15 protein-coding genes, 1 tRNA gene and 2 rRNA genes (1 of these 18 running past the window's edge) are annotated in these 20,796 nt (G+C 70.8%); 16 read left to right on the forward strand and 2 right to left on the reverse strand.

The genetic code is table 11. The features are described from left to right. The 8 genes from G495_RS0113200 to G495_RS0113235 form a co-directional block, all read left to right on the forward strand. Positions 1-1,528, forward strand: a 23S ribosomal RNA gene (locus G495_RS0113200); it begins 1,407 nt to the left of the window's first position. 43 nt (positions 1,529-1,571) lie between these two features. Beyond that, positions 1,572-1,686: ribosomal RNA gene (gene rrf / locus G495_RS0113205) — 5S ribosomal RNA — on the forward strand. 170 nt (positions 1,687-1,856) lie between these two features. Beyond that, the gene (locus G495_RS0113210; RefSeq protein ID WP_028588193.1) at positions 1,857-2,405 is read left to right on the forward strand and encodes a hypothetical protein; all 549 of its coding nucleotides are present in this window, start codon (positions 1,857-1,859) and stop codon (positions 2,403-2,405) included. An 80-nt stretch (positions 2,406-2,485) separates the two neighbouring features. Continuing rightward, complete coding sequence (locus G495_RS0113215; protein WP_035252219.1) at positions 2,486-4,153, forward strand: YcaO-like family protein; 1,668 nt, start codon at positions 2,486-2,488, stop codon at positions 4,151-4,153. 57 nt (positions 4,154-4,210) lie between these two features. Beyond that, positions 4,211-5,476: a metallophosphoesterase family protein gene (locus tag G495_RS19165; protein ID WP_035252220.1), complete on the forward strand. Its 1,266-nt coding sequence runs from the start codon at positions 4,211-4,213 to the stop codon at positions 5,474-5,476. Next, positions 5,473-8,997: an ATP-binding protein gene (locus G495_RS0113225; protein ID WP_028588195.1), complete on the forward strand. Its 3,525-nt coding sequence runs from the start codon at positions 5,473-5,475 to the stop codon at positions 8,995-8,997. The genes G495_RS19165 and G495_RS0113225 overlap by 4 nt, the downstream gene beginning before the upstream one ends. Positions 8,998-9,011: 14 nt before the next feature. Next, positions 9,012-9,266 (forward strand): DUF6899 family protein, encoded by a 255-nt coding sequence (locus tag G495_RS0113230; protein WP_028588196.1) that lies wholly within the window; start codon positions 9,012-9,014, stop codon positions 9,264-9,266. 16 nt (positions 9,267-9,282) lie between these two features. Next, on the forward strand, positions 9,283-9,903 hold the full coding sequence (locus G495_RS0113235; RefSeq protein WP_028588197.1) for a phosphatase PAP2 family protein: 621 nt from the start codon (positions 9,283-9,285) through the stop codon (positions 9,901-9,903). 81 nt (positions 9,904-9,984) lie between these two features. Here G495_RS0113235 and G495_RS19170 read toward each other — a convergent pair whose 3' ends face one another. Together G495_RS19170 and G495_RS0113245 are read right to left on the reverse strand one after the other, a co-directional pair. Continuing rightward, positions 9,985-10,719 carry a TVP38/TMEM64 family protein gene (locus G495_RS19170; RefSeq protein WP_084458261.1) on the reverse strand — a complete coding sequence of 245 codons (735 nt, stop codon included), beginning with the start codon at positions 10,717-10,719 and terminating at the stop codon, positions 9,985-9,987. Between the two features lie 131 nt (positions 10,720-10,850). Continuing rightward, on the reverse strand, positions 10,851-11,576 hold the full coding sequence (locus G495_RS0113245) for a glycosyltransferase family 2 protein (RefSeq protein ID WP_028588198.1): 726 nt from the start codon (positions 11,574-11,576) through the stop codon (positions 10,851-10,853). Between the two features lie 89 nt (positions 11,577-11,665). On the opposite strand from G495_RS0113245, the gene G495_RS0113250 reads away from it, so the two are divergent. From G495_RS0113250 to cas2, 8 genes are all read left to right on the forward strand, one after another. Beyond that, positions 11,666-11,742, forward strand: a tRNA-Met gene (locus G495_RS0113250). 502 nt (positions 11,743-12,244) lie between these two features. Beyond that, positions 12,245-14,503, forward strand: coding sequence for a CRISPR-associated endonuclease Cas3'' (locus G495_RS0113255; protein WP_035252223.1), 2,259 nt, complete (start codon positions 12,245-12,247; stop codon positions 14,501-14,503). A 441-nt stretch (positions 14,504-14,944) separates the two neighbouring features. Continuing rightward, positions 14,945-15,610 (forward strand): type I-C CRISPR-associated protein Cas5c, encoded by a 666-nt coding sequence (cas5c, locus tag G495_RS0113260; RefSeq protein ID WP_028588200.1) that lies wholly within the window; start codon positions 14,945-14,947, stop codon positions 15,608-15,610. Next, the gene (cas8c, locus tag G495_RS0113265; RefSeq protein ID WP_028588201.1) at positions 15,607-17,394 is read left to right on the forward strand and encodes a type I-C CRISPR-associated protein Cas8c/Csd1; all 1,788 of its coding nucleotides are present in this window, start codon (positions 15,607-15,609) and stop codon (positions 17,392-17,394) included. The genes cas5c and cas8c overlap by 4 nt, the downstream gene beginning before the upstream one ends. Before the next feature lie 17 nt (positions 17,395-17,411). Continuing rightward, a complete protein-coding gene (cas7c, locus tag G495_RS0113270) occupies positions 17,412-18,278 on the forward strand; it encodes a type I-C CRISPR-associated protein Cas7/Csd2 (protein ID WP_028588202.1) in 867 nt (288 codons plus the stop codon). 9 nt (positions 18,279-18,287) lie between these two features. Next, the gene (gene cas4, locus G495_RS19175) at positions 18,288-19,004 is read left to right on the forward strand and encodes a CRISPR-associated protein Cas4 (protein WP_084458263.1); all 717 of its coding nucleotides are present in this window, start codon (positions 18,288-18,290) and stop codon (positions 19,002-19,004) included. Then, positions 19,004-20,035 (forward strand): type I-C CRISPR-associated endonuclease Cas1c, encoded by a 1,032-nt coding sequence (gene cas1c / locus G495_RS0113280; RefSeq protein WP_028588203.1) that lies wholly within the window; start codon positions 19,004-19,006, stop codon positions 20,033-20,035. Before cas4 ends, cas1c begins: the two co-directional genes overlap by 1 nt. Before the next feature lie 2 nt (positions 20,036-20,037). Continuing rightward, positions 20,038-20,328 (forward strand): CRISPR-associated endonuclease Cas2, encoded by a 291-nt coding sequence (gene cas2 / locus G495_RS0113285; protein WP_028588204.1) that lies wholly within the window; start codon positions 20,038-20,040, stop codon positions 20,326-20,328. Positions 20,329-20,796 lie beyond the last annotated feature (468 nt).

Genomic DNA, 20,796 nt, shown 5'->3' on the forward strand with positions numbered 1-20,796 from the left:
GCGTAGTTGATGGGAAACAGGTTAATATTCCTGTACCTCACGAAGTGTGCGATGGAGGGACGCAGGAGGATAGACAGTCCGGCTGTTGGATGCCGGTGCAAGCGTGTAGGCTTGAGTGGCAGGCAAATCCGCCGCTCTTCAAGGCCAAGGCGTGATGCCGAGACTTTACCGTCGAAGCTGTTGATTCCATGCTGCCAAGAAAAGCTTCTAAGTTTAGCTTCGTGAGACCGTACCGCAAACCGACTCAGGTGGGCGGGGTGAGCAACCCAAGGCGTTTGAGAGAACTATGGCTAAGGAACTCGGCAAAATGACCCCGTAACTTCGGGATAAGGGGTGCCCCTGATGGTAATCAGACTCGCTTTGTGAGCTGTTGGGGGCCGCAGAGAAATGGCGGGGGCGACTGTTTACTAAAAACATAGGGCTCTGCGAAGTCGTAAGACGACGTATAGGGCCTGACGCCTGCCCGGTGCCGGAAGGTTAAGAGGTGAGGTTAGACTTCGGTCGAAGCTTTAAATCGAAGCCCCGGTAAACGGCGGCCGTAACTATAACGGTCCTAAGGTAGCGAAATTCCTTGTCGGGTAAGTTCCGACCTGCACGAATGGCGTAACGATCTCCGCACTGTCTCGGCCATAGACTCAGTGAAATTGAATTGGCGGTGAAGATGCCGTCTACCCGCAGAAAGACGGAAAGACCCTGTGCACCTTTACTATAGCTTGACATTGGATTTTGGGCTAGCATGTGTAGGATAGGTGGGAGGCTTTGAAGCCGGTACGCCAGTATCGGTGGAGCCAACCTTGAAATACCACCCTTGCTATTCTAAGATTCTAATTCCGACCCGTAATCCGGGCGGAAGACAGTGTCTGGTGGGTAGTTTGACTGGGGCGGTCGCCTCCTAAAGAGTAACGGAGGCGTGCAAAGGTTCCCTCAGGCTGATTGGAAACCAGCCGTCGAGTGCAAAGGCATAAGGGAGCTTGACTGTGAGAGAGACATCTCGAGCAGGTACGAAAGTAGGTCTTAGTGATCCGGTGGTCCCGAATGGAAGGGCCATCGCTCATCGGATAAAAGGTACGCCGGGGATAACAGGCTGATCGCATCCAAGAGTTCACATCGACGATGCGGTTTGGCACCTCGATGTCGGCTCATCACATCCTGGGGCTGGAGCAGGTCCCAAGGGTTCGGCTGTTCGCCGATTAAAGTGGTACGCGAGCTGGGTTTAAAACGTCGTGAGACAGTTTGGTCCCTATCTTCTGTGGGCGTAGGAGACTTGAGAAGGTTTGTCCCTAGTACGAGAGGACCGGGATGAACGAACCACTAGTGTTCCTGTTGTCGCGCCAGCGGCATAGCAGGGTAGCTATGTTCGGAAAGGATAACCGCTGAAAGCATCTAAGCGGGAAGCCTGCTTCAAGATTAGGTCTCCCTGACTTCGGTCCTGAAGACCCCTTGTAGACTACAAGGTTGATAGGCCGGATGTGTACGTGCAGCAATGCATTCAGCAAACCGGTACTAATAGGTCGTGCGTCTTAACTCTAATACAAGACTTCAAATCCCTTCCCTATTAACTATATCTTTGTCCTGGTGTCCATGGAGGAGAGGTCACACCCGTTCCCTTTCCGAACACGGAAGTTAAGCTCTCCCTCGCCGATGATACTGCTGAGGAGTCAGTGGGAAAGTAGGTCGATGCCAGGACTTCTTTTCAAGGCCCCCCGCCCAACCGCGGGGGGCCTTGCTTTTTGGCGGACACATCCCGGCAAACCCGCGTGACCGCATCGCCCGCGTGCAGCCATCACCGTTGCACCGTGGGATATGCCGTGCTAAAGATCGGAAGCGACATCATTTCCCGCAATCAGGAGGCGAACATGCCCGGTACCGGCTTCATTTTGTACAGCGGCGGCGCCAAGGGCGCCGAGGCCGCCTTTGGCGAACTGGCCCAGCGCTACGGCGTCGAGGAGGTCAACTACTCCTTCGAGGGCCATATCTCCGAGCGCGCACGCGGCCTGCGCACCCTGACGGAGGAGGAACTGGCCCTCAAGGACGTCAGCCTGACCTACGTCTCGCGGCTCATGAACCGCAAGTTCTCCACCGCGCCCCTGTTCCGCAAGGTGCTGCAAAGCATCTGCTGGCAGGTGGCCAGCGGCTTCGAGGTCTACGTGATCGGCTCCGTGCAGCAGGACCAGACCGTCAAGGGCGGCACGGGCTGGGGCGCCGAGTACGCCAAGATCTGCAACAAGCCCCTGTTCGTCTTCGACCAGGACAAGGACGGCTGGTTCCAGTGGGTCAAGACGGCCTTCGCGCCCGTGGATGCCCCGGTCATCCAGCACAAGCATTTCACGGGCACGGGCACCCGCTTCCTGGAGGCCAACGGCAAGAAGGCCCTGGAAGACCTCTTCGCCCGCAGCTTCAAGTAGACGCCTTTTCGTCACGCCGGGGCGGCCTTTCGGGGCCGCCCCTTTGTTTGTCGCGCCCTTTTCTCCGCGCCGAGGCCGCCATGCGCTACACTCTGGAACTCACCGCCACCGCCGCGACCATCGGCTTTTGCGCCTGCGTGCCCGAGGGCCCGCCAGACGCCGACCAAGCCGCGCAGTATCTGGCCGATCGCCCCGGCGATGTGTTCATGCACCGCCATCTGCTGGCGCTGGTGGCGGCGATGCCCGTGGCCGAGGCCCGGGCCCTGGCCGCGCGCCACCCCGGCAACGCCGCCCTGGGCGCAGCCCTGGCCGAGGCGGCCCTGGTGCGCCCCGAGCTGGCCCCTGCCGCGCCGCAGCACCCCGACCCCGCGGCTTCGCCCCTGGTGGACCTGCGCCAGCAGGCCCTGCCCCGGCGGGCCGAGCACCGCGCCTGGAGCGCGCTTCTGGCCGCCAACCTGAACGAGCACGCGCCCCTGCCCGCCCCGGGCAGCCCCGGCGCCCCGCCTGTGCCCTTTTCCGCCGCAGAGGTGGCCGCCGCCGCGCGGGGCTTCGTGTCCGTGGCCGAGGTGGCGCCGCCGCCCCCGGGCGCCCACCCGCACCCCGTCTCCGCCGCCGAGGCCTCGCGCCGGGCCGAGCGCGCCCTGGCCGCCGCCGGGGTGCCCCTGTCGCCGCAGATGTGCCACCAGATGTCCCTGGCGCCCGTGGGGCTGGTGCGCCAGTGGCGGGTGGAAACCCGCGTGCGCACGGGCGCGCTGGACTATACCCTGGCCGGGGTCCATTCGTCCTTCGGGCGCGGGCTGGAGTTCGAGGCCGCCCAGGTGGCCCTGCTCATGGAGATCTGCGAGCGCCGTTCGGCCTGGGCCGACGTGGGCCCCGAGGGCGCCCTGGGCTACGCCCGGCCCCTGCCGCTGACCCGCGCGCGGTTCTCCGAGCTGCCCCCGGGCGCGGCCCTGGATCCGGCCAGCCTGCCCATCGAGGTGCCCGCAGCCGACCTGCCCCTGTGCTGGGTGCCCGGCGTCCGCGCCCAGGCCCCCGGCGGCGCAGGCGGGCCCGGCGGCGGCGCGTCCCTGCTGGTCCCGGCGCAGTGCGTGTTCCTGTTCGCCAACCTGGACGAGCCCGCGCTGCTGAGCGCCCCGGGCTCCACGGGCCTGGGCGCGGGCGCCTGCATGGCCCGGGCACGGCTCACGGCGCTGCTGGAGATCATCGAGCGCGACGCCGAGTGCGTCACGCCCCACGACCCGGCGCGCTGCTTCCGCCTGGAGTCCTCCAACCGCAAGCTGCGCGCGCAGCTCGCGGAATACGCCGCCCGGGGCCTGGACGTGTGGCTGGAGGACATCACCTCCGAGCTGGGCGTGCCGTGCTACCGGGCCTTCGCCGTGGGCCCCGAGGGCCAGGTGACCAAGGGCGCTGCGGCGGGCCTGTGCGGCCCGCAGGCGGCGGCCTCGGCCCTGTTCGAGGTGCCCTATCCCTTCCCCTGGGGTCCGCCGACCCTGCCCGGCCCACCGGACCTGCCCGTGCGCCGCGCGGAGGATTTGCCCGACCTGTCCACGGGCACCCCGGGGGGCGACCTGGCGCGCATCGAGGCGGCGCTTGCCGCCAGCGGGCGGCCCCCGGTCTATGTGGACCTGACCCGCGCGGATCTGGGCATCCCCGTGTGCCGCGCCCTGGTGCCGGGGCTGGAGCTGCTGCCGGATTTCGACCGCCACAGCGTGCTCTCGCCGCGCCTGTTCGCGCGCCTGCGGGGCTGAGGCACCCGGCGCGCCGGTGTGGCGCCCCGGGGCGAATTCATGTAGCCTGGGGCCGTCATGCCGACCTTCCTGCACGCCGCCGATCTCCACCTGGACAGCCCCCTGCACAAGCTGTCGGCCTACGAGGGCGCGCCCGTGGACGCCGTGCGCGCGGCCACGCGCCGCGCCCTGGGCAACCTCGTGGACTACGCCGTGGCCGAGGCCGTGCCCCTGCTGCTGCTGGCGGGCGACGTGTACGACGGCGACTGGCAGGACTTCCAGACCGGGCTGCACTTCGCCGCACGCATGCGCGAGCTGCGCGACGCCGGGGTGCGCGTGGTGCTCGTGCGCGGCAACCACGACGCCCAGAGCGCCATGACGCGCAGCCTGACCCTGCCGGACAACGTCACCGTGCTGCCCGCCGGGGCGGCGGGGACCGCCGTCTTCGAGGACCTGGGCATCGCCGTGCATGGCCGCAGCTACGCCGTGCGCGACGAGTCCGAAAATTTCGTGCCCGGCTATCCCGCGCCCGTGCCCGGGCTGTTCAACATCGGCCTGCTGCATACCGCCGTGGCCGGCAGCCAGGGCCACGCGCCCTATGCCCCCTGCCGCCTGGCCGACCTGCTGGCCCGGGGCTACGACTACTGGGCCCTGGGCCACGTCCATGAACACAAGGTGCTGCACCCGGCGCCGCCGGTGGTCTACGCGGGCGCCCTGCAGGGCCGCAGCGTCCGCGAGACCGGCCCCCAGGGCTGCGTGCGCGTGGATGTGGACGCTGCCGGGGCCGCCCGGGTGCGCCACGTGCCCCTGGACGTGATGCGCTGGGCCGTGCTGGACCTGGACGTTTCCGGTGCCGCCGGGCTGCCCGAGGCCTGCCGCGCCCTGGACGCGCCCCTGGGCGCGGCCCTGGACGCCGCCGGGGGCCTGCCCCTGGCCGTGCGCCTGACCCTCGCGGGCCGCTGCCCGGCCCACGGCGCCCTGGCCGCCGACCCCGAGCGCCTGGCCGCCGAGTTGCGCGCCCGGGCCGGGGAGTTGTCCTCGGGCTTGGCCTGGGTGGAACGGGTCGTTCTGCGCACGGCGCCGCCCGGGGAGGCGGGCTCCGGGGCGTCCGGCACGCCCCTGGGCGCCCTGGACCAGGCCCTGGCCCTGCTGGCCGACGATGCCGGGGCCTTCGCCGCCCTGGGCGCGGATTTCACGGAGCTTGCGTCCAAGCTGCGCGCCGTGCCCGGCACGGACGTGGACCTGCCCGACCTGGACGACCCCGCCGCGCGCCGGGCGCTGCTGGACGACGTGCGCGGCCTGCTGGCCCCGCTCGCGGGCGGCGCCGGGGAGGACGCGCCGTGAAGCTGCGCCGCCTGGAGCTGACGGCCTTCGGGCCCTTCACGGACGCCGTGCTTGCGCCCGGCGAGGGGTTGACCCTGGTTCTTGGCCCCAACGAGGCGGGCAAAAGCTCGGCCCTGCGCGGGCTGACCCAGTTCCTCTACGGCATGCCGCGCCAGTTCGCGGACAATTTCGTGCACCAGAACAAGGACGTGGAGATTCGCGGCGTCCTAAAATTCGAGGACGGCGAGGTGCTCGAACTGCGCCGCCAGAAGAAGGACAAGAACGACCTCGTGCGCCTGCCGGGGCTGGAGCCCGTGGAGCAGCAGGCCCTGGTCCGGCGCCTGGGCGGCGTGGAGCGCGGCCTGTTCGGCCAGTTGTTCGGCATCGACCACGCGGCGTTGTCCGCCGGGAGTGAGGAGTTGTTGCATTCGGGCGGGGCCCTGGGCCAGAACCTGTTTGCCGCCGCCTCGGGGGTCACGGGCCTGCGCCGGGTGCTCACCGCCCTGGAGGACGAGGCCCGCAGGCTGTTCACCCCGCGCGCCACCACCGCCGCCATCAACGCCGCCCTGGCCGAACTGCGCGCCCTGCGCGCCGAGCAGAAGGCGGCCACCGTGACCCCGGCGGCCTGGGCGGCTCTGGACCGCGACGCCCGGCGCCTGGAAGAGCGGCGCGCGGCCATCCAGGTCCGCCTGGACGCCCTGCGGGCCACGGTCCGGCGCCTGGAGCGCCTGGAGCAGGGCCGGGGCCCGGCGGCCCGGCGGCGCGAGCTGCTGGCCCGGCTGGACGAGCTGGGCCCCGGGCCGCTGCTGGCGGCGGACTTCACCGAGCGGCGCAGCCGGGCCCAGGCGGGCCAGGACGCCGCCCGCCGCGAGGCCGGGGAGCAGGCGGCGGCCCTGGAACGGCTGGCGGCCGCCCTGGCGGAGCTGCCGCCGGAAGCGGGGCTGCTGCACGGCGCGGCGCAGATCGAGGCCCTGCACGCCGAGGTGGAGGTGCACACCAAGGCCCAGCGCGATTCGCGGACCCTGGCGGGCGACTGCGCCCGGCTGGAGGCCGAGGCGGCGGACAGGCTGCGGACCCTGCGCCCGGACCTGCCCCTGGAGCGCGCCGGGGAGTTGCGCCTGGCGCGCCGCGAGCAGGAGCGCATCCACGAGCTGATCCAGGAGCACGCCGCCCTGGGCACGGCCCTGGCCACCGCGCGGACCGAGGCCGAGGCCGCCGCCGCAGAGCGCGACAGCGCCCGCACCGCCCTGGCGGCCCTGGCCCAGGCGCCGGACACCGCCGCCCTGGCCGAGGCCGCCCAGCGCGCCGGGGCCCAGGGCGACCTGGAAGAGCGTCTGGCCCGGGCCCGGGCCCAGTGCGCGGCCCTGCGCCAGCAGGCCGAGGCCGGAATCCGGGCCCTGGGCCTGTGGTCCGGGCCGGTGGAGGACGTTACCGGGCTGGCCGTGCCGGGCGACGAAACCCTGCGCCGCTTCGAGGAGCGCGAGCAGGCCCTGGCCGAGGAGGGCCGCGCCGCCGTGCGCGAGCGGGATGCCCTGGCCAGCGAGCGGGACGCCAGGCAGGCCGAGCTGGCCGCCCTGCGCGGGGCGGGCGACGTGCCCACCGAGGCCGCCCTGCGCGCCGCGCGGGCGCTGCGCGACCAGGGCTGGGCCCTGGTGCGTGCGCGGCTGGCGGGAGCGGACGGGGGCGCGGACGCGGGGCAGGGCCAGGAGGGAGAAAACGACTTTGTGCGCCGCCTGGAGGCGGACGGCCTGCCCGCCGCCTTCGAGGCCGCCGCGGGCCGGGCCGACGCCCTGGCCGACCGCCTGCGCCGCGAGGCCGGGCGCGTGGCCGAGCAGGCCGCCCTGCTGGCCGCCGTGCAGCGCCTGGACACCGGGCTGACCCGCGCCAACCAGCGCCTGGTCGCCCAGGCCGCCGATGCCGCCGCATTGGCCGGGCAATGGCGGGCGCTGTGGGCGCCGCTGGGCGTGGAGCCGCTGTCCGCGCGCGAAATGCGGGCCTGGGCCGAGGCGCACCGCACGGTCTGCCGCACGGTGGCCGCCCTGGGCGAGGCCGGGGCCGAGGCCGCAGCCCTGGAGGAGCGCGCCGCAGCCCTGGGCGCCGAGTTGCGCATCCTGCTGGATGCCGCCGGGGCCATTCCGCCGCCCGGGGCCGGGCTGGGGGCGCTGCTGGATGCGGCCCGGCGCACGGCGCGCGAGGCCGACGCCCTGCGCGCCGCCCGGGAACGCGCCGCCGGGCGTGTGGACGACCTGGAGCGCCGCGCCCGGGCCGCCGCCGCGCGCTGCGGGCAGGCCCGGGAGGCGCTGGACGCCTGGGCCGCGCGCTGGGCCGTGGCCGTGGCGCCCCTGGGCCTGCCCGCCGCCAGCACCCCGGCCCAGGTCCGGGGTTTCCTGGACGATGTGGCCGAACTGCTGGGCGTGCTCGCCCAGTGGCAGGGCAAGGCCAAGCGCGTGGCGGACATGGGCCGGGATTGCGAGGATTTCCGCGTCCGGGTGGGCGAGGCCGTGGCACGGCTGGCGCCGGACCTGGATGGCCCGGACCCGGCCCGGGCCGTGGCGCGGCTGTTCGAGCGCCTGGGGGCCGCGCGCGACGCCGCCCGCCGCCGCGCCGACCTGCACGAGCGCCGCAAGGAGGCCGAGGCGCGCCACGCCGCCGCCCTGGGCGCCGCGCGCGACCAAGCCCAGGCCCTGGAACGGCTCTGCGCCGAGGCCGGGTGCGCCGCGCCCGAAGAGCTGCCCCGGGCCGAGGAGCGCGCCCGGGAGCGCGCCCGGACCCGCGAGGCCCTGGCCCAGGCCGAGGAGCGGCTGGCCGCCCTGGCCGCCGGGGACGTGCCCGCCTTCGCCGCCCAGGCCCTGGAGCAGGACCCCGACGCCCTGGCCGCCGAACTGGCCGCCGCCCGCGCCGAAACCGAGGCCCTGGGCGCCGACCATGAGAAAATTCTCCAGGAGCTGGGCGGCGCGCGCCAGGCCCTGGCGGCCCTGGACGGCACCTCGCGCGCCGCGCTGCTGGCCGAGCGCGCCCAGGGCGTCATGGGCCGCGTGCAGGCCGACGTGGACCGCCATGTGCGCCTGCGCCTGGCTGCCCTGGTGCTGGGCCGCGAGATCGAGCGCTACCGCCGCGACAACCAGGGCCCGGTGCTGGCGCGCGCGCGCGAGCTGTTCGCCGGGCTGACCTGCGGCGCCTTCGCGGGGCTGGAAGCCGACTTCGACGAGCGCGGCGACCCGGTGCTGCTGGGCCTGCGCCCCGGCGGGGAGCGCGTACGCATGAAGGACATGAGCGACGGCACGCGCGACCAGTTCTTCCTGGCCCTGCGGCTGGCCGGGCTGCACCGCTACCTGGACGCCCAGCCGCCCCTGCCCTTCGTGGTGGACGACATCCTGGTGCATTTCGACGACGAGCGCGCCCGGGCGACCCTGGGCGCCCTGGGCGAGCTGGCGCGGCGCACGCAGGTCGTGTTTTTCACCCACCACGAGCACCTTCTGCCCCTGGCCCAGGCCGCCGTGCCCGCCCCGCTGCTCACCGTGGCGCGCCTGGGCCGGGGTTGACCCCCGGAGGTTCCATGCCCTACATCACCCCCGAGCGCCGCGCGGCCTTCGACGAGCATTTGCAGGCCCTGGCCGCCGAGGCCCACACCCAGGGCGAGATGAACTACTGCATCTACAAGCTCGCCACGCTGGTCATCGCGCGCGTGGGCGAGTCCTACGACACGCTGTCCATGTGCTCCTCGGCCATGGAGCACGCCAAGCTCGAATGGTACCGCCAGCGCCTGGCACCCTACGAGGACAAGAAGATCAAGGACAACGGCCCCATCTGAGGGGCCCGGAGAACGCATGGAGTTTTCGACCCCTGCCTGGGACAACTGGCTGTTTTGGCTCATAAACGACACCCTGCGCGCGCGGCTGCTGGACTGGGCCATGCCCTGGGCCTCGTCGGCGGTGCTGCTGTGGCTGATCGTGGGCACGGGGCTGGCCCTGGGCGTGCGCCGCTACCGCTGGGCGCAGCTGGCGGGCTTCCTGATCCTGCTGCTGGCCCTGGGCGTGGCCGATGGCGGCACCAATCTGCTCAAGGAGGCCCATGGCCGCCTGCGGCCCCTCAACGCCATGCCCGGGGTGCATTTCGTGGAGGACGGTCGCTGGCAGGTGCGCCCGCCGGATTTCACGCCCGTCAAGAAAACGGACTCCTCCTACCCCTCGGCCCACGCGGCCAACTCCATGGCCGCCGCCGTGGCCATTGCCCTGCTGTGGCGCGGGCCGCGCCGCTACATCTGGGCGCTGCCGCTGGTGGTGGGCTACTCGCGGGTCTACCTGGGCAAGCACTGGCCCTCGGACGTGCTCATGGGCTGGCTCACGGGGGCCGGGGCGGCGTTTTTGGTGGTCGGGCTGGTGCTTTTGCTGTGCGCGGGCGGGCTGCGGGTGCGCCTGCCTGCGCAGCCGCCGCCCCCGGGGCGCTAGCGGAAGGTCGCGCCCGCCCGCCGGGAGTGGACGGGACAGGACGGACAACGCGCCGCCGGGCAGGGCCGGGCGGCGCGTTGTTCATTGCCGGGGGGCGGGGTTCGGGTCGGCGCTGGGGTCGGTGTCGGGGGCGTCGTCCTCGTCCACCAGGGCGGCGGCGCGCCGCCGGGCGCGGTAGATGCGCCAGCCAAGCCACGAGGACAGGGCGAACAGCACGGCGGACAGGCTCACGCGCCAGGCCAGATCGACCTTGAAGCCGCTGCCCAGCAGGGCGAAGATGGCCGTCTGGGGCACAAAGCCCAGGGCCGAGCCCAGCAGGAAGGGCAGGGCGGCCACGGAGCTGACCCCGGCCAGCAGGTTGGTCAGGATGTTGCTGCCCACGGGCATCAGTCGGATGATCAGCGCCGTGGAGAAGGGCGCCTGGCTCAGGAAGGCGTCGGCCCTGGCCACGCGCCCGGCGGCGCGCCGGGCCAGGCGCCGGGCCACCAGCCCCCGGCCCAGCAGCCGGGCGTAGAAGAAGGACAGCGCCGCGCCCAGCAGTGTGCCCGCCACGCCCAGCAGCGTTCCGGCCAGGAAGCCGTACACATAGCCCGCCAGGAAGCCCACCACCTGGCGCGGCAGGCCCGCGCCTGTGGCCAGGGCGGCCAGGGCCAGGAAGGTCAGCCAGCCCAGAAGGCCCTGGCCCCGGATGTGGGCGTCCATCCAGCCTTCGTTCAGGGCGTCGGCCAGGCCCAGGTGGCGCGCGGCCAGCCCCGCCGCCACCAGCGAGGCGATGAGCACGAGGCCCTTGAGGAAGATCCGGGTCTGTCTGTCCACTGCGGTGCCGGGGCCGAGGGTTGCCGCGCGCCGGGTGGCGCGCCGGGGCAGCCTACCCCAACGCGGGGGCGCTGCAAAGGGCGCAGCCGGGCCGCGCCCTGCGGGGGCGCCGCGCTGCCGCCCGGGTGGGGCTAGTTGCGCTCGTCGATGTCGTAGCGGATGGCCCGGTCCTGCAGCCAGCGCACGCCGATGAGGTCGTAGGCGCCGGCCTTGGCGCGGTCCCAGGTGCCGTACTTGGACACGCCGTGCACGCGCGGGCGGTGGTTCACGGGCACCTCGGCCACGGTGCCGCCCTGCATCTTGACCAGGGTCGGCAGGTAGCGGTGCATGTTCTTGAAGACGTGCAGCCTGCGGGCCATGGGCGTGCGCATGGCCTTGAGGGAGCAGCCGGTGTCGCGCACGGTTTCGCGGGTCCACCAGTCGCGCAGGCGGTTGGCCAGGCGCGAGCTTGCGCGCTTGACCCAGGTGTCCTGGCGGCGGCGGCGCCAGCCGATGACCATGTCCACGCCCTGGTGGTCCATGGTGTCCAGCAGGGCGGGGATGTCGGCGGGGTCGTTTTGCAGGTCGGCGTCGATGGTCACCACCACGTCGCCCGAGGCGTGGGCGAACCCGGCGGCAAAGGCCGCCGACTGGCCCCGGTTGGCCCGGAAGGACAGGTAGCGCACGCGCGGGTCCTGCCCGGCCAGGGTCTTGATGACGGCCAGGGAGCCGTCGGTGCTGCAATCGTTGACGAAGAGCACGTCCCAGGAGCGGGAGCCGCCGTCCATGGCGCGGGTGATCTCGGCCAGCAGCGGCGGCAGGTTCTGTTCCTCGTTGAACACGGGAACCACGATGGTGACTGAGGTTTCGCTTGGCATGACGGCCCCTGATAAGCGATTTGAAAAAAGTTGTAAACAAGGTTTGACAAGGGCGGCCAGGGCGCATATACCCACTCTTCCAACAGCGTTGCGGGGTGGAGCAGCACGGTAGCTCGTCGGGCTCATAACCCGAAGGTCATAGGTTCAAATCCTGTCCCCGCTACCACGAGATCAAAGGCCCGGTCGGAAGACCGGGCCTTTTTCGTTGTATTGCGGCGGGTGTGGGGCGGGGCGGGGTGGGGTTTGCGCACAGGGGTGGGCGGGGGCGCCTGCGCCAGCCCCGACGCGTACGCAGGGGGCTCGGGATCAGGCGCGAATGCGCCGGGGCGCCCGGGCGCGAGTGCGGGCGGATGGAGGAGCTTTTGCGCCGTGAGCAGGCCGCGCCCAAAGGGCGTTCTGCTGTGCTGCTTCAAAAATCCAAACCCTCGTGCAGGTCTCTGGCACACGCGGGTTTGGATTTTTTCGCGCCGTCCCCTCACCATTTTGGAACGGCCTGGGGAAGGAATTTTTCAACGGCCAGTTCGGCGCCCTGGCGCCCCCTGCGGGCGCGGCCCTTCGCCTTCCCTGGAAAGGCGCAGCTCGCGTTCCGCCAGGTTTTCCGGCCCTTGCGGCCCATGCCGTATTTTCTTCCTGTTTACTTGTATGGTCGAAAAGATATATGCAGGCCCATGCACTACGCCCATACTCTTGCGAACAGGCCCGAGTCGGAATGGGAACCCCTGGAAGCCCACCTGCGCGCCGTGGCGGAGCGCGCCGGGGCGTTCGCCGCCGCCTTCGGGGCCCAGCCCTGGGGCGAGGCCGCCGCGCTGCTGCACGACATCGGCAAGGCCGGGGCCGGGGTGCAGGAGTACCTGCGGGCCAGCGCCGCCGGGCGCGGCCCCAGGCGTGGGCCGGACCACTCCTCCGCCGGGGCGGTGCTGGCTGAGCGCCATGGCCCCAACGTCCTGGGCAAGCTGCTGGCCTATGTGGTCGCCGGGCACCACAGCGGCCTGCCCGATGGCGTGAACGACCTGCCCCGGCGGCTGCACAAGCCCGTCCCCCCGGGTGTCGCCCTGCCGCCGGAGCTGGAGGCTGTGCTCCCCGGCCTGCCGGGGCTGCCGTTGCGCCTGCGCAGAAAGGCCGCCGGGTTTCAGCTCATGTTTTTCACGCGGATGCTGTTTTCCTGCCTGGTGGATGCCGACTCGTTGGCCACCGAAGCGTTCACCTCCCCGGACCGGGCCGCGTGGCGCTGCGGCTACCCGCCCCTGGCGGACCTGCGCCAGCGGCTGGCCGCACACATGACCAGGCTGGCCGCTGCGGCAGCGCCCACGGCGGTGAACGCCCTGCGGGCCGAGGTCCTGGCGGCCTGCCGGGAGCGGGCTGCGCTGGCCCCGGGGCTGTTCTCGCTCACCGTGCCTACCGGCGGCGGCAAGACCTTGGCTTCCCTGGCCTTCGCTCTGGACCATGCCCTGGCCCACGGCCTGCGCCGTATCATTTACGTCATCCCCTACACCAGTATCATCGAGCAGAGCGCAGCGGTGTTCCGCAAGGCCCTGGGCGACCCGGAATCGGTGCAGGCGCCGGGGCCCGGGGCCGTGCTGGAGCACCACTCCAACTTCGAATGGCCTGACGAGGCCGACGAGGGCCAGGACACCCGCCGCGCCCGGCTGGCCGTGGAGAACTGGGACGCGCCCGTGGTCGTCACCACCAACGTGCAGTTCTTCGAGTCCTTGTTCGCGTCCAGGCGTTCGGCCTGCCGCAAGCTGCACAACATCGCCCGTTCGGTGGTGGTTCTGGACGAGGCCCAGATGCTGCCCACGGAGCAGCTGCGGCCCTGCCTGGAAGCCCTGCGCGAACTGTGCGCCAACTACGGCGCCAGCGTGGTGCTCTGCACGGCCACCCAGCCCGCCCTGAACAAGGGGGAGCTGCCGGACGGCCTGGACGGGGTGCGCGAGATCGCCCCGGACCCCGAGGGGCTGTACGCCCGGCTGCGGCGCACGCGGGTGACGGACCTGGGGCCCCTGGACGATACGGCCCTGGCCGCCCGTCTGGCGGGTCACGACCGGGTGTTGTGCATCCTGAACACCCGGGCCCAGGCCCGGCTGGTCTACACGCTCCTGGCCGGGCAGCGGGACGGGGACGGCGCCGGGGGGCCCGCCGGGGAAGACGGGCTTTTCCACCTCTCGGCCAGCATGTGCCCGGCGCACCGTTCCTGGCAGTTGGCGCGCATCCGCCAGCGGCTACGGGACCGTCTGCCGTGCCGGGTTGTCTCGACCCAGCTGGTGGAAGCCGGGGTCGATCTGGACTTTCCCGTGGTCTATCGCGCCATGGCCGGGCTGGATTCCCTGGCCCAGGCCGCCGGGCGCTGCAACCGTGAGGGAGGGTTGCCCTGCGGCGAGGTCTTTGTCTTCACGCCCGAGGGTCGGCTCACGCCCCGGGATCGGCTGCCGCCCTTCCTGATCCGGCCCGTGGACGCGACACGGACCACCTTGCGCCAGCATGGCGCGGACCCGCTGGCCCTGGCCGCCACGCGGGCCTATTTCCAGGAGCTTTACTGGCGCGAGGGCGAGTGGCTGGACAGCAAGGGGCTCATGGCGCGCATCGAGGAGGGGGCCGGAGGCCAGAGCTTTCCGTTCCCCGGGATTGCAAAGGACTTGAAGCTCATTGAGGAGTATTCAGTCCCCGTTGTGGTCCCCTGGGACGACTCCGCGCGCGAGGCGGTGGCGGCCCTGGAGTACGCCGAGTTCCCGGCCCGGCTGCTGCGCCGCCTGCAACGCTACACCGTGGCCCTGCCACCCCGGGCGCGCGACGCGCTGCTGGCCGCAGGCGCGGCCCGGCTGGTGACCCCGGAGTGCGCCGTGCTGGAAAACATGCGCCTGTACCGCGATGATCTGGGCCTGTGCCCGGACGATCCGGCGGTCTGGGATGCGGGGGAGTTGGTTCTTTAAAAAGACACATTCTGAACAACAAAATTGTTGCGGAACCTTCGGTTGTGGGTTACGCCTTTTCCTGTCGAGCGCGATTATGCAGACAGGAGGAAGTATGTTGCCCGCGATTGTGTGCTGGCTGCTTGAGGCTCTCCGTGCTTGGATTTGCAAACGCATTCTTGATTGGGGCTGGGAGCGTTTTGTCTCTGGGGCTAATTGTCTTCAGAATAAATTTAAGCCAAAAGTTCAGCTTTTGTGGGAGAGGAGGCGGCAGTGGTCTTGCTGTGTGTGCCTGGAAAAATTCGAATTAAAGATTCAATTCTTGTGACGTGGTGGTCACAGCAAATGAATCCCGGTTGGCACATGCCGTGTTCGAGGGTGTGGATTGAAACAGAATTGTGTCTTTGCGTTATTTGATAGTCACCCTCGAACACGCCATGAATCAACCCAAAGGAGGTGCCCATGTCCTACGGCGTGAGCCTCAAGGTCTGGGGGGAGTATGCCTGCTTCACCCGGCCCGAGTTCAAATCCGAGCGCGTGAGCTACGACGTGATCACGCCCTCGGCGGCGCGCGGGCTGCTGGAGGCTATCTACTGGAAGCCAGCCATCGCCTGGGTGGTGGACCGCATCCGCGTCCTGAATTCCATCTGCTTCGACACCGTGCGGCGCAACGAGGTCGGGCACAAGCTGCCCCTGGGCAACGTGACCAAGGCCATGCGCGACGGCGTGAGTCCGGTGGAAATCGTCGTGGAGGAGGCGCGCCAGCAGCGGGCCACCCTGTTGCTGCGCGATGTGTGCTACGTCATCGAAGCCCACTTCGAGCCGCGCGACAAGGACGGGGAGAACAGCGCCAAGCACCGCGACATCTTCCTGCGCCGTGCGGCCAAGGGCCAGTGCTTCCACGGGCCGTACCTGGGCTGCCGCGAATTTCCGGCCTGCTTTGAACCCCTGGATGGTGCGCCCCCGCAGCCCGACGACGCCCTGCGCGGCTCGCGCGACCTGGGCTGGATGCTGCACGACTTGGTCTACGGCCAGGACGGCGAGCGCGAGGCCCGCTTCTTTCGCGCGCGCATGAACGATGGCGTCATAGAGGTGCCGCCCCTGGAGTCGGCGGAGGTGCGCGCATGATCCTGCAAGCATTGAACGCCTACTACCAACGCCTGGCCGACGACCCGGGCCAGGACGTGCCCCGGCCCGGCTACAGCAACGAAAAGATGTACTTCGCCCTGGTGTTGTCCGCCCAGGGGAAGTTGCTGGCCGTGGAAGACCTGCGCCGCGAGGAGAAGAAAAAGAGACTGCCCCAGGAGATGTTCGTTCCGGCGGCGGTGAAACGCACCGTGGCCGTGGCCCCGAATTTTTTGTGGGACAACACCGGCTATGTCCTCGGGGCGGACGCCAAGGGCAAGCCCGAGCGGGCCCGGGAGTGCTTCGACGCCTTCCGCGACCTCGTCCACCGCGCCACCGCCGGGCCACAGGCTCCCGCTGCCGCAGTGCAGGACGCCGGGCTGGCCGCCGTGCGCGCCTTCCTGGCTGCCTGGGAGCCCGAGCGGGCCGCCGAGGCCATTGGCGCCTTTCTGCCCTGGGAGGATGTGGCGGGCTGGAACGCGGTCTTCCGCCTGGACGGCGAGCGGGGCTATGTGCATGAGCGCCCGGCGGCCCGCGCGGCCTGGGAGGCCCTGGCCGCTGCGGCAGGCGCAGGCGAGGCCGCGTTCTGCCTGATCACCGGGCAGCAAGGGCCTGTGGCCCGACTGCATCCCTCCATCAAGGGCGTACGCGGGGCCCAGACTACAGGGGCGGCGCTGGTGTCCTTCAACTGCGACGCCTTCACCTCCCACGGCAAGGAGCAGAACTTCAACGCGCCCGTCTCCGAGGCCGCGACCTTTGCCTATGCCACGGCCCTGAACCACCTGCTGCGCCGGGACAGCCGCCGCACGGTGCAGATCGGCGACGCCACCACGGTCTTCTGGACCGAGGCGCCCGCAGGGATGGAAGAGCTGTTCGGTCTGTTCCTGGGCGCCCGGATGGACGACGACGAGGCCGAGGGCGCCCCGGCGGAGGACGGCGGAACCGCGCAGAAGGTGCGGGCGGCCCTGGAGGCCATCCGCGACGGCAAAAGCCCTGCCGAGTTGGGCGATGCCGCCGTGGGCTTCTACGTGCTGGGCCTGGCGCCCAACGCGGCGCGCCTGGCGGTGCGCTTCTTCGAGGCCACGTCCGTGGGCGAGATGGGGCGGCGCCTGGGGCGGCACTTCCGCGCCCTGGCCATGGAGCGCCGCTCGGAGCGCGAGCCCGAATTCCCGGGTCTGTGGCAACTGCTTATCGAGCTGGCGCCGCTGCGCAAGACCGAGAACATTCCGCCGGTGCTGGGCGGGGCCATCATGCGCGCCATCCTCGCCGGGCGGCCTTATCCGCACAGCCTGCTCACCACGATCATCGCACGCATCCGCGCGGACCACGAGGTTTCGTACCTGCGCGCCGCGTTGCTCAAGGCCTATTTCACCCGCGCCCAGGGCGCGCAACACAGGGAGGTCGGCATGACTCTGGATACCGCAAAGATGGACATCGGCTATCGCCTGGGGCGGCTGTTCGCCGTGCTGGAAAAGGCCCAGCAGGACGCCCTGCCGGGCATCAACGCCACCATCAAGGACCGCTTCTACGGCGCGGCCTCGGCCACGCCCCGGGCGGTCTTCCCCAAGCTCATCAAGCTGGCCCAGCACCATATCGCCAAGGCCAAGTACGGCTACGCTTCCGACAAGCGCCTGGGCGAGATCATGGAAGACCTGCCCGCATTCCCGGCGCACCTGTCCGTGGCCGAGCAGGGCGAATTCGCCCTGGGCTACTACCAGCAGCGCAATGCCCTGTGGCGCAAGGCCGAGGCCGACGACCAGACCACCAACCCCGACGCCGCCGCGTAACCAAGGAGGACCATCCCATGCCCGAGCCCATCAAGAACCGCTATGAATTCGTGCTTTTTTTCGACGTGGAGAACGGCAACCCCAACGGCGACCCCGACGCGGGCAACCTGCCGCGCCTGGACCCCGAAACCAGCCGGGGGCTGGTCACTGACGTGTGCCTGAAGCGCAAGGTCAGGAACTTCGTGGAACTGGCCAAAAGCAACGCCGCGCCCTACGAGATCTACGTGCGCGAAAAGGCCGTGCTGACCGCCCAGCAGCAGCGGGCCCACGAGGCCCTGGGCGAGGTGGACAAGAAGGCCGACAAGACGGTCCAGGCCCGGGCCTGGATGTGCCACAACTTCTTCGACGTGCGCACCTTCGGGGCCGTCATGTCCCTCAAGGAGTTCAACTGCGGCCAGGTGCGCGGCCCGGTGCAGCTCGCCTTCGCCCGCAGCGTGGACCCCGTGGTGCCGCTGGACGTGTCCATCACGCGCATGGCCGTGGCCACCGAGCGCGAGGCCGCCGAGCAGGGCGGCGACAACCGGACCATGGGCCGCAAGTCCATCGTTCCCTATGGCCTGTACCGCGCCGAAGGCTTCATTTCGGCCCATCTGGCGGCCCAGACCGGGTTCTGTGCCGACGATCTGGAACTGCTCTGGCAGGCCCTTGAAAGTATGTTCGAGCACGACCACTCCGCCGCGCGCGGCAAGATGGCCTCGCGTGCGCTCATCGTCTTCGAGCACGACAGCGCCCTGGGCAACGCCCCGGCCCACAAGCTCTTCGCCCTGGTCAAGGCCGCGCGGGCAACCGATCCCGCTGTTCCGGCCCGGGCTTTCGAGGACTACGCCATCACCGTGGACGAGGCCGGGGCTCCCGCCGGGGTCAAAGTCACCCGGCGGCTGTAGGGGGGCGGGGTGTATCCCGAGGCCGACCTGCTGCCCATATCGGCCTTGCAGCATCTGGCCTTCTGCCCGCGCCAGTGCGCGCTCATCCACCTGGAGCAGGCCTGGGACGAGAACCTGTACACGGTGCGCGGGCGGCTGCTGCACGAGCGGGTGGATACGCCGGGCATGGAGCGGCGCAGGGGCGTGCCCACGGAGTTCGGGCTGCCCCTGCGCTCCCTGGCCCTGGGGCTGGCGGGCCGGGCCGATGCCGTGGAGTTCACCGCCGCTGGGCCCTGCCCCGTGGAGTACAAGCTCGGGCGCCCCAAGAAGCACGACGCCGACCGCGTGCAGCTCTGCGCCCAGGCCTTGTGCATCGAGGAGATGACCGGGCGGCCCGTGCCCGTGGGCGCGCTGTTCTATGCCACCACGCGCCGCCGCGAGGAGGTGGCCCTGGACGAGGCCCTGCGCGGGCGGGTGCGCGAGCTGGCCCTCGCGCTGCACGCGCTGCTGGACGCCGGGATCACGCCCTTGCCGGAGTTCGGCCCGCGCTGCCGCCTGTGCTCCATGGACAACCTGTGCCGCGCCCGGACCCTGGGCCGGGGGCCGCGCAGCGTGGCGCGCTATCTGGCCCTGGCCCGGCGCGACGAGCCGCCCGGAGACGAGCAGGCCGGGGGCGAGTCGCCCGGGCCGCCGTCGCCGGACCCGGCCCGGCGGACCGGGCCAGGGCATAAGACGCAGGAGGGCTGATGCGCAGGCTGCTGAACACACTGTACGTCACCGCCCAGGGGGCCTACCTGACCAAGGACGGCGAGGCCGTGGCCGTGCGCGTGGAGCACGAGACGCGCCTGCGCGTGCCGCTGCACGGCCTGGGGGGCGTGGTTTGCTTCGGGCAGGTCAGCGCCAGCCCGGCGCTTTTGGGCGCCTGCGCCGAGGCGGACGTGGGCGTGAGCTTTCTGAGCGAGAACGGGCGGTTTCTGGCCAGCGTGCGCGGGCCGGTGTCGGGCAATGTGCTGCTGCGCCGCGAGCAGTATCGTCGGGCCGACAGCGCCCCGGGCCGCGCCGGGCTGGCGCGCTGCTTCGTGCAGGGCAAGCTGCTCAACTGCCGGGCCGTGGTGCGCCGCGCCCTGCGCGACCACGGGGCGGGCATGGACGCCGCGCCTCTGGAGGCCGTGGCCCGGGGCTTCACGGACATGGCCGAACGCGCCGCCCGCGCGGCTACGGACGACTCCGTGCGCGGCATCGAGGGCGAGGCGGCGGCGGCCTATTTCGGCGTCTTCGGCCAGCTGGTGCGCGTGGATGACCCGGCCTTTGGTTTCACCACCCGCAGCCGCCGCCCGCCTCTGGACGCCGTGAATTGCCTGTTGTCTTTCCTTTATACTCTGCTGGCCCACGATGTGCGCTCGGCCCTGGAGGCCGTGGGCCTGGACCCGCAGGTGGGTTTCCTGCACCGCGACAGGCCGGGCAGGCCGAGCCTGGCCCTGGACGTGATGGAGGAATTCCGCCCCTGGCTGGCCGACCGGCTGGTGCTGTCGCTCATCAACCGCAAGCAGGTGCGCCCCGGCGACTTCACGCGCGGCGGCACGGGCGGGGTGCTGCTTACCGACGAGGCGCGCAAGCGGGTGCTCGTGGCCTGGCAGGCGCGCAAGCAGGAGGAGGTGACGCATCCGTTCATCGACGAGAAGGTGGCCGTGGGGCTGCTGCCCCATGTGCAGGCCCTGCTGCTGGCGCGGCACCTGCGCGGCGAGCTGGACGGTTACCCGCCGTTTTTGTGGAGGTAGCGGTGCTGATGCTCGTGACCTACGATGTGAACACCGAGGACCGCGCGGGGTGCGCGCGGCTGCGGCGGATGGCCAAACTGTGCCTGGACTACGGGCAGCGCGTGCAGTTTTCGGTTTTCGAGTGCGAAGTGGATCCGGCACAGTGGGAGGCGCTGCGCCACAAGCTGGTCGCGGCCATGGACCCCCAGCGTGACAGCCTGCGCTTCTACCGCCTGGGCCGCGAGGGCAAACGCCGGATCGAGCATGTGGGCATCAAGGAGCCGGTGGACCTGGACGGGCCGCTGGTGGTGTGAGCAGGCGGGAGCGGCGGCGAGCGGTGAGAGGCGGCGGGACAGCCCGCAGGCTGGCGCGGGCGATCCCCGGGCGGTTGTGTGGGCAGCGCAAGAGGCTGGGGCGGGGGCGGGAGTGAATGGGGCCAGCACCATCCTGCCAGCAGGGCGTCGCGTGAAGAGGTGCGAGGGGTCAGGCCGGGCGAGAGGCTGAGGCGGGGGGGCGGAAGGCGAGCGGGCGTACGCGTGGGCAGGTACGCAGGCGAAAGGGGCGCGGAGCAGAACGGAAAGAGAGGGGCGGCGCGGAAGGCGGTTGCGAGAAGGGAGGCGGGGAGCCGTGCCCCGCGCGAACCCCTAGCGTCCTGCAAAATCCCGGGGGGTTCGCGCAGATTTTTATGTTAATAAAAACGAGGCGTTGATGGCGCAGCTGCGCAAGGGCGAGAAAATGATCCACTCCGCATACCCGCTTTCGCGTCAGCACCCTGAAAACAC

Origin of the sequence: Desulfocurvus vexinensis DSM 17965, from assembly GCF_000519125.1 — a bacterium.
Classification (GTDB): Bacteria; Desulfobacterota; Desulfovibrionia; order Desulfovibrionales; family Desulfovibrionaceae; genus Desulfocurvus; species Desulfocurvus vexinensis.

Coding starts and splice junctions, on each gene's coding strand:
- G495_RS0113210 (WP_028588193.1), top strand. CDS start 1,857: ATGCCCGGTACCGGCTTCATTTTGTACAGCGGCGGCGCCAAGGGCGCC.
- G495_RS0113235 (WP_028588197.1), top strand. CDS start 9,283: ATGGAGTTTTCGACCCCTGCCTGGGACAACTGGCTGTTTTGGCTCATA.
- cas7c (WP_028588202.1), top strand. CDS start 17,412: ATGCCCGAGCCCATCAAGAACCGCTATGAATTCGTGCTTTTTTTCGAC.
- G495_RS0113215 (WP_035252219.1), top strand. CDS start 2,486: ATGCGCTACACTCTGGAACTCACCGCCACCGCCGCGACCATCGGCTTT.
- G495_RS0113255 (WP_035252223.1), top strand. CDS start 12,245: ATGCACTACGCCCATACTCTTGCGAACAGGCCCGAGTCGGAATGGGAA.
- G495_RS19165 (WP_035252220.1), top strand. CDS start 4,211: ATGCCGACCTTCCTGCACGCCGCCGATCTCCACCTGGACAGCCCCCTG.
- G495_RS0113230 (WP_028588196.1), top strand. CDS start 9,012: ATGCCCTACATCACCCCCGAGCGCCGCGCGGCCTTCGACGAGCATTTG.
- cas1c (WP_028588203.1), top strand. CDS start 19,004: ATGCGCAGGCTGCTGAACACACTGTACGTCACCGCCCAGGGGGCCTAC.
- G495_RS0113245 (WP_028588198.1), bottom strand. CDS start 11,576: ATGCCAAGCGAAACCTCAGTCACCATCGTGGTTCCCGTGTTCAACGAG.
- cas8c (WP_028588201.1), top strand. CDS start 15,607: ATGATCCTGCAAGCATTGAACGCCTACTACCAACGCCTGGCCGACGAC.
- cas5c (WP_028588200.1), top strand. CDS start 14,945: ATGTCCTACGGCGTGAGCCTCAAGGTCTGGGGGGAGTATGCCTGCTTC.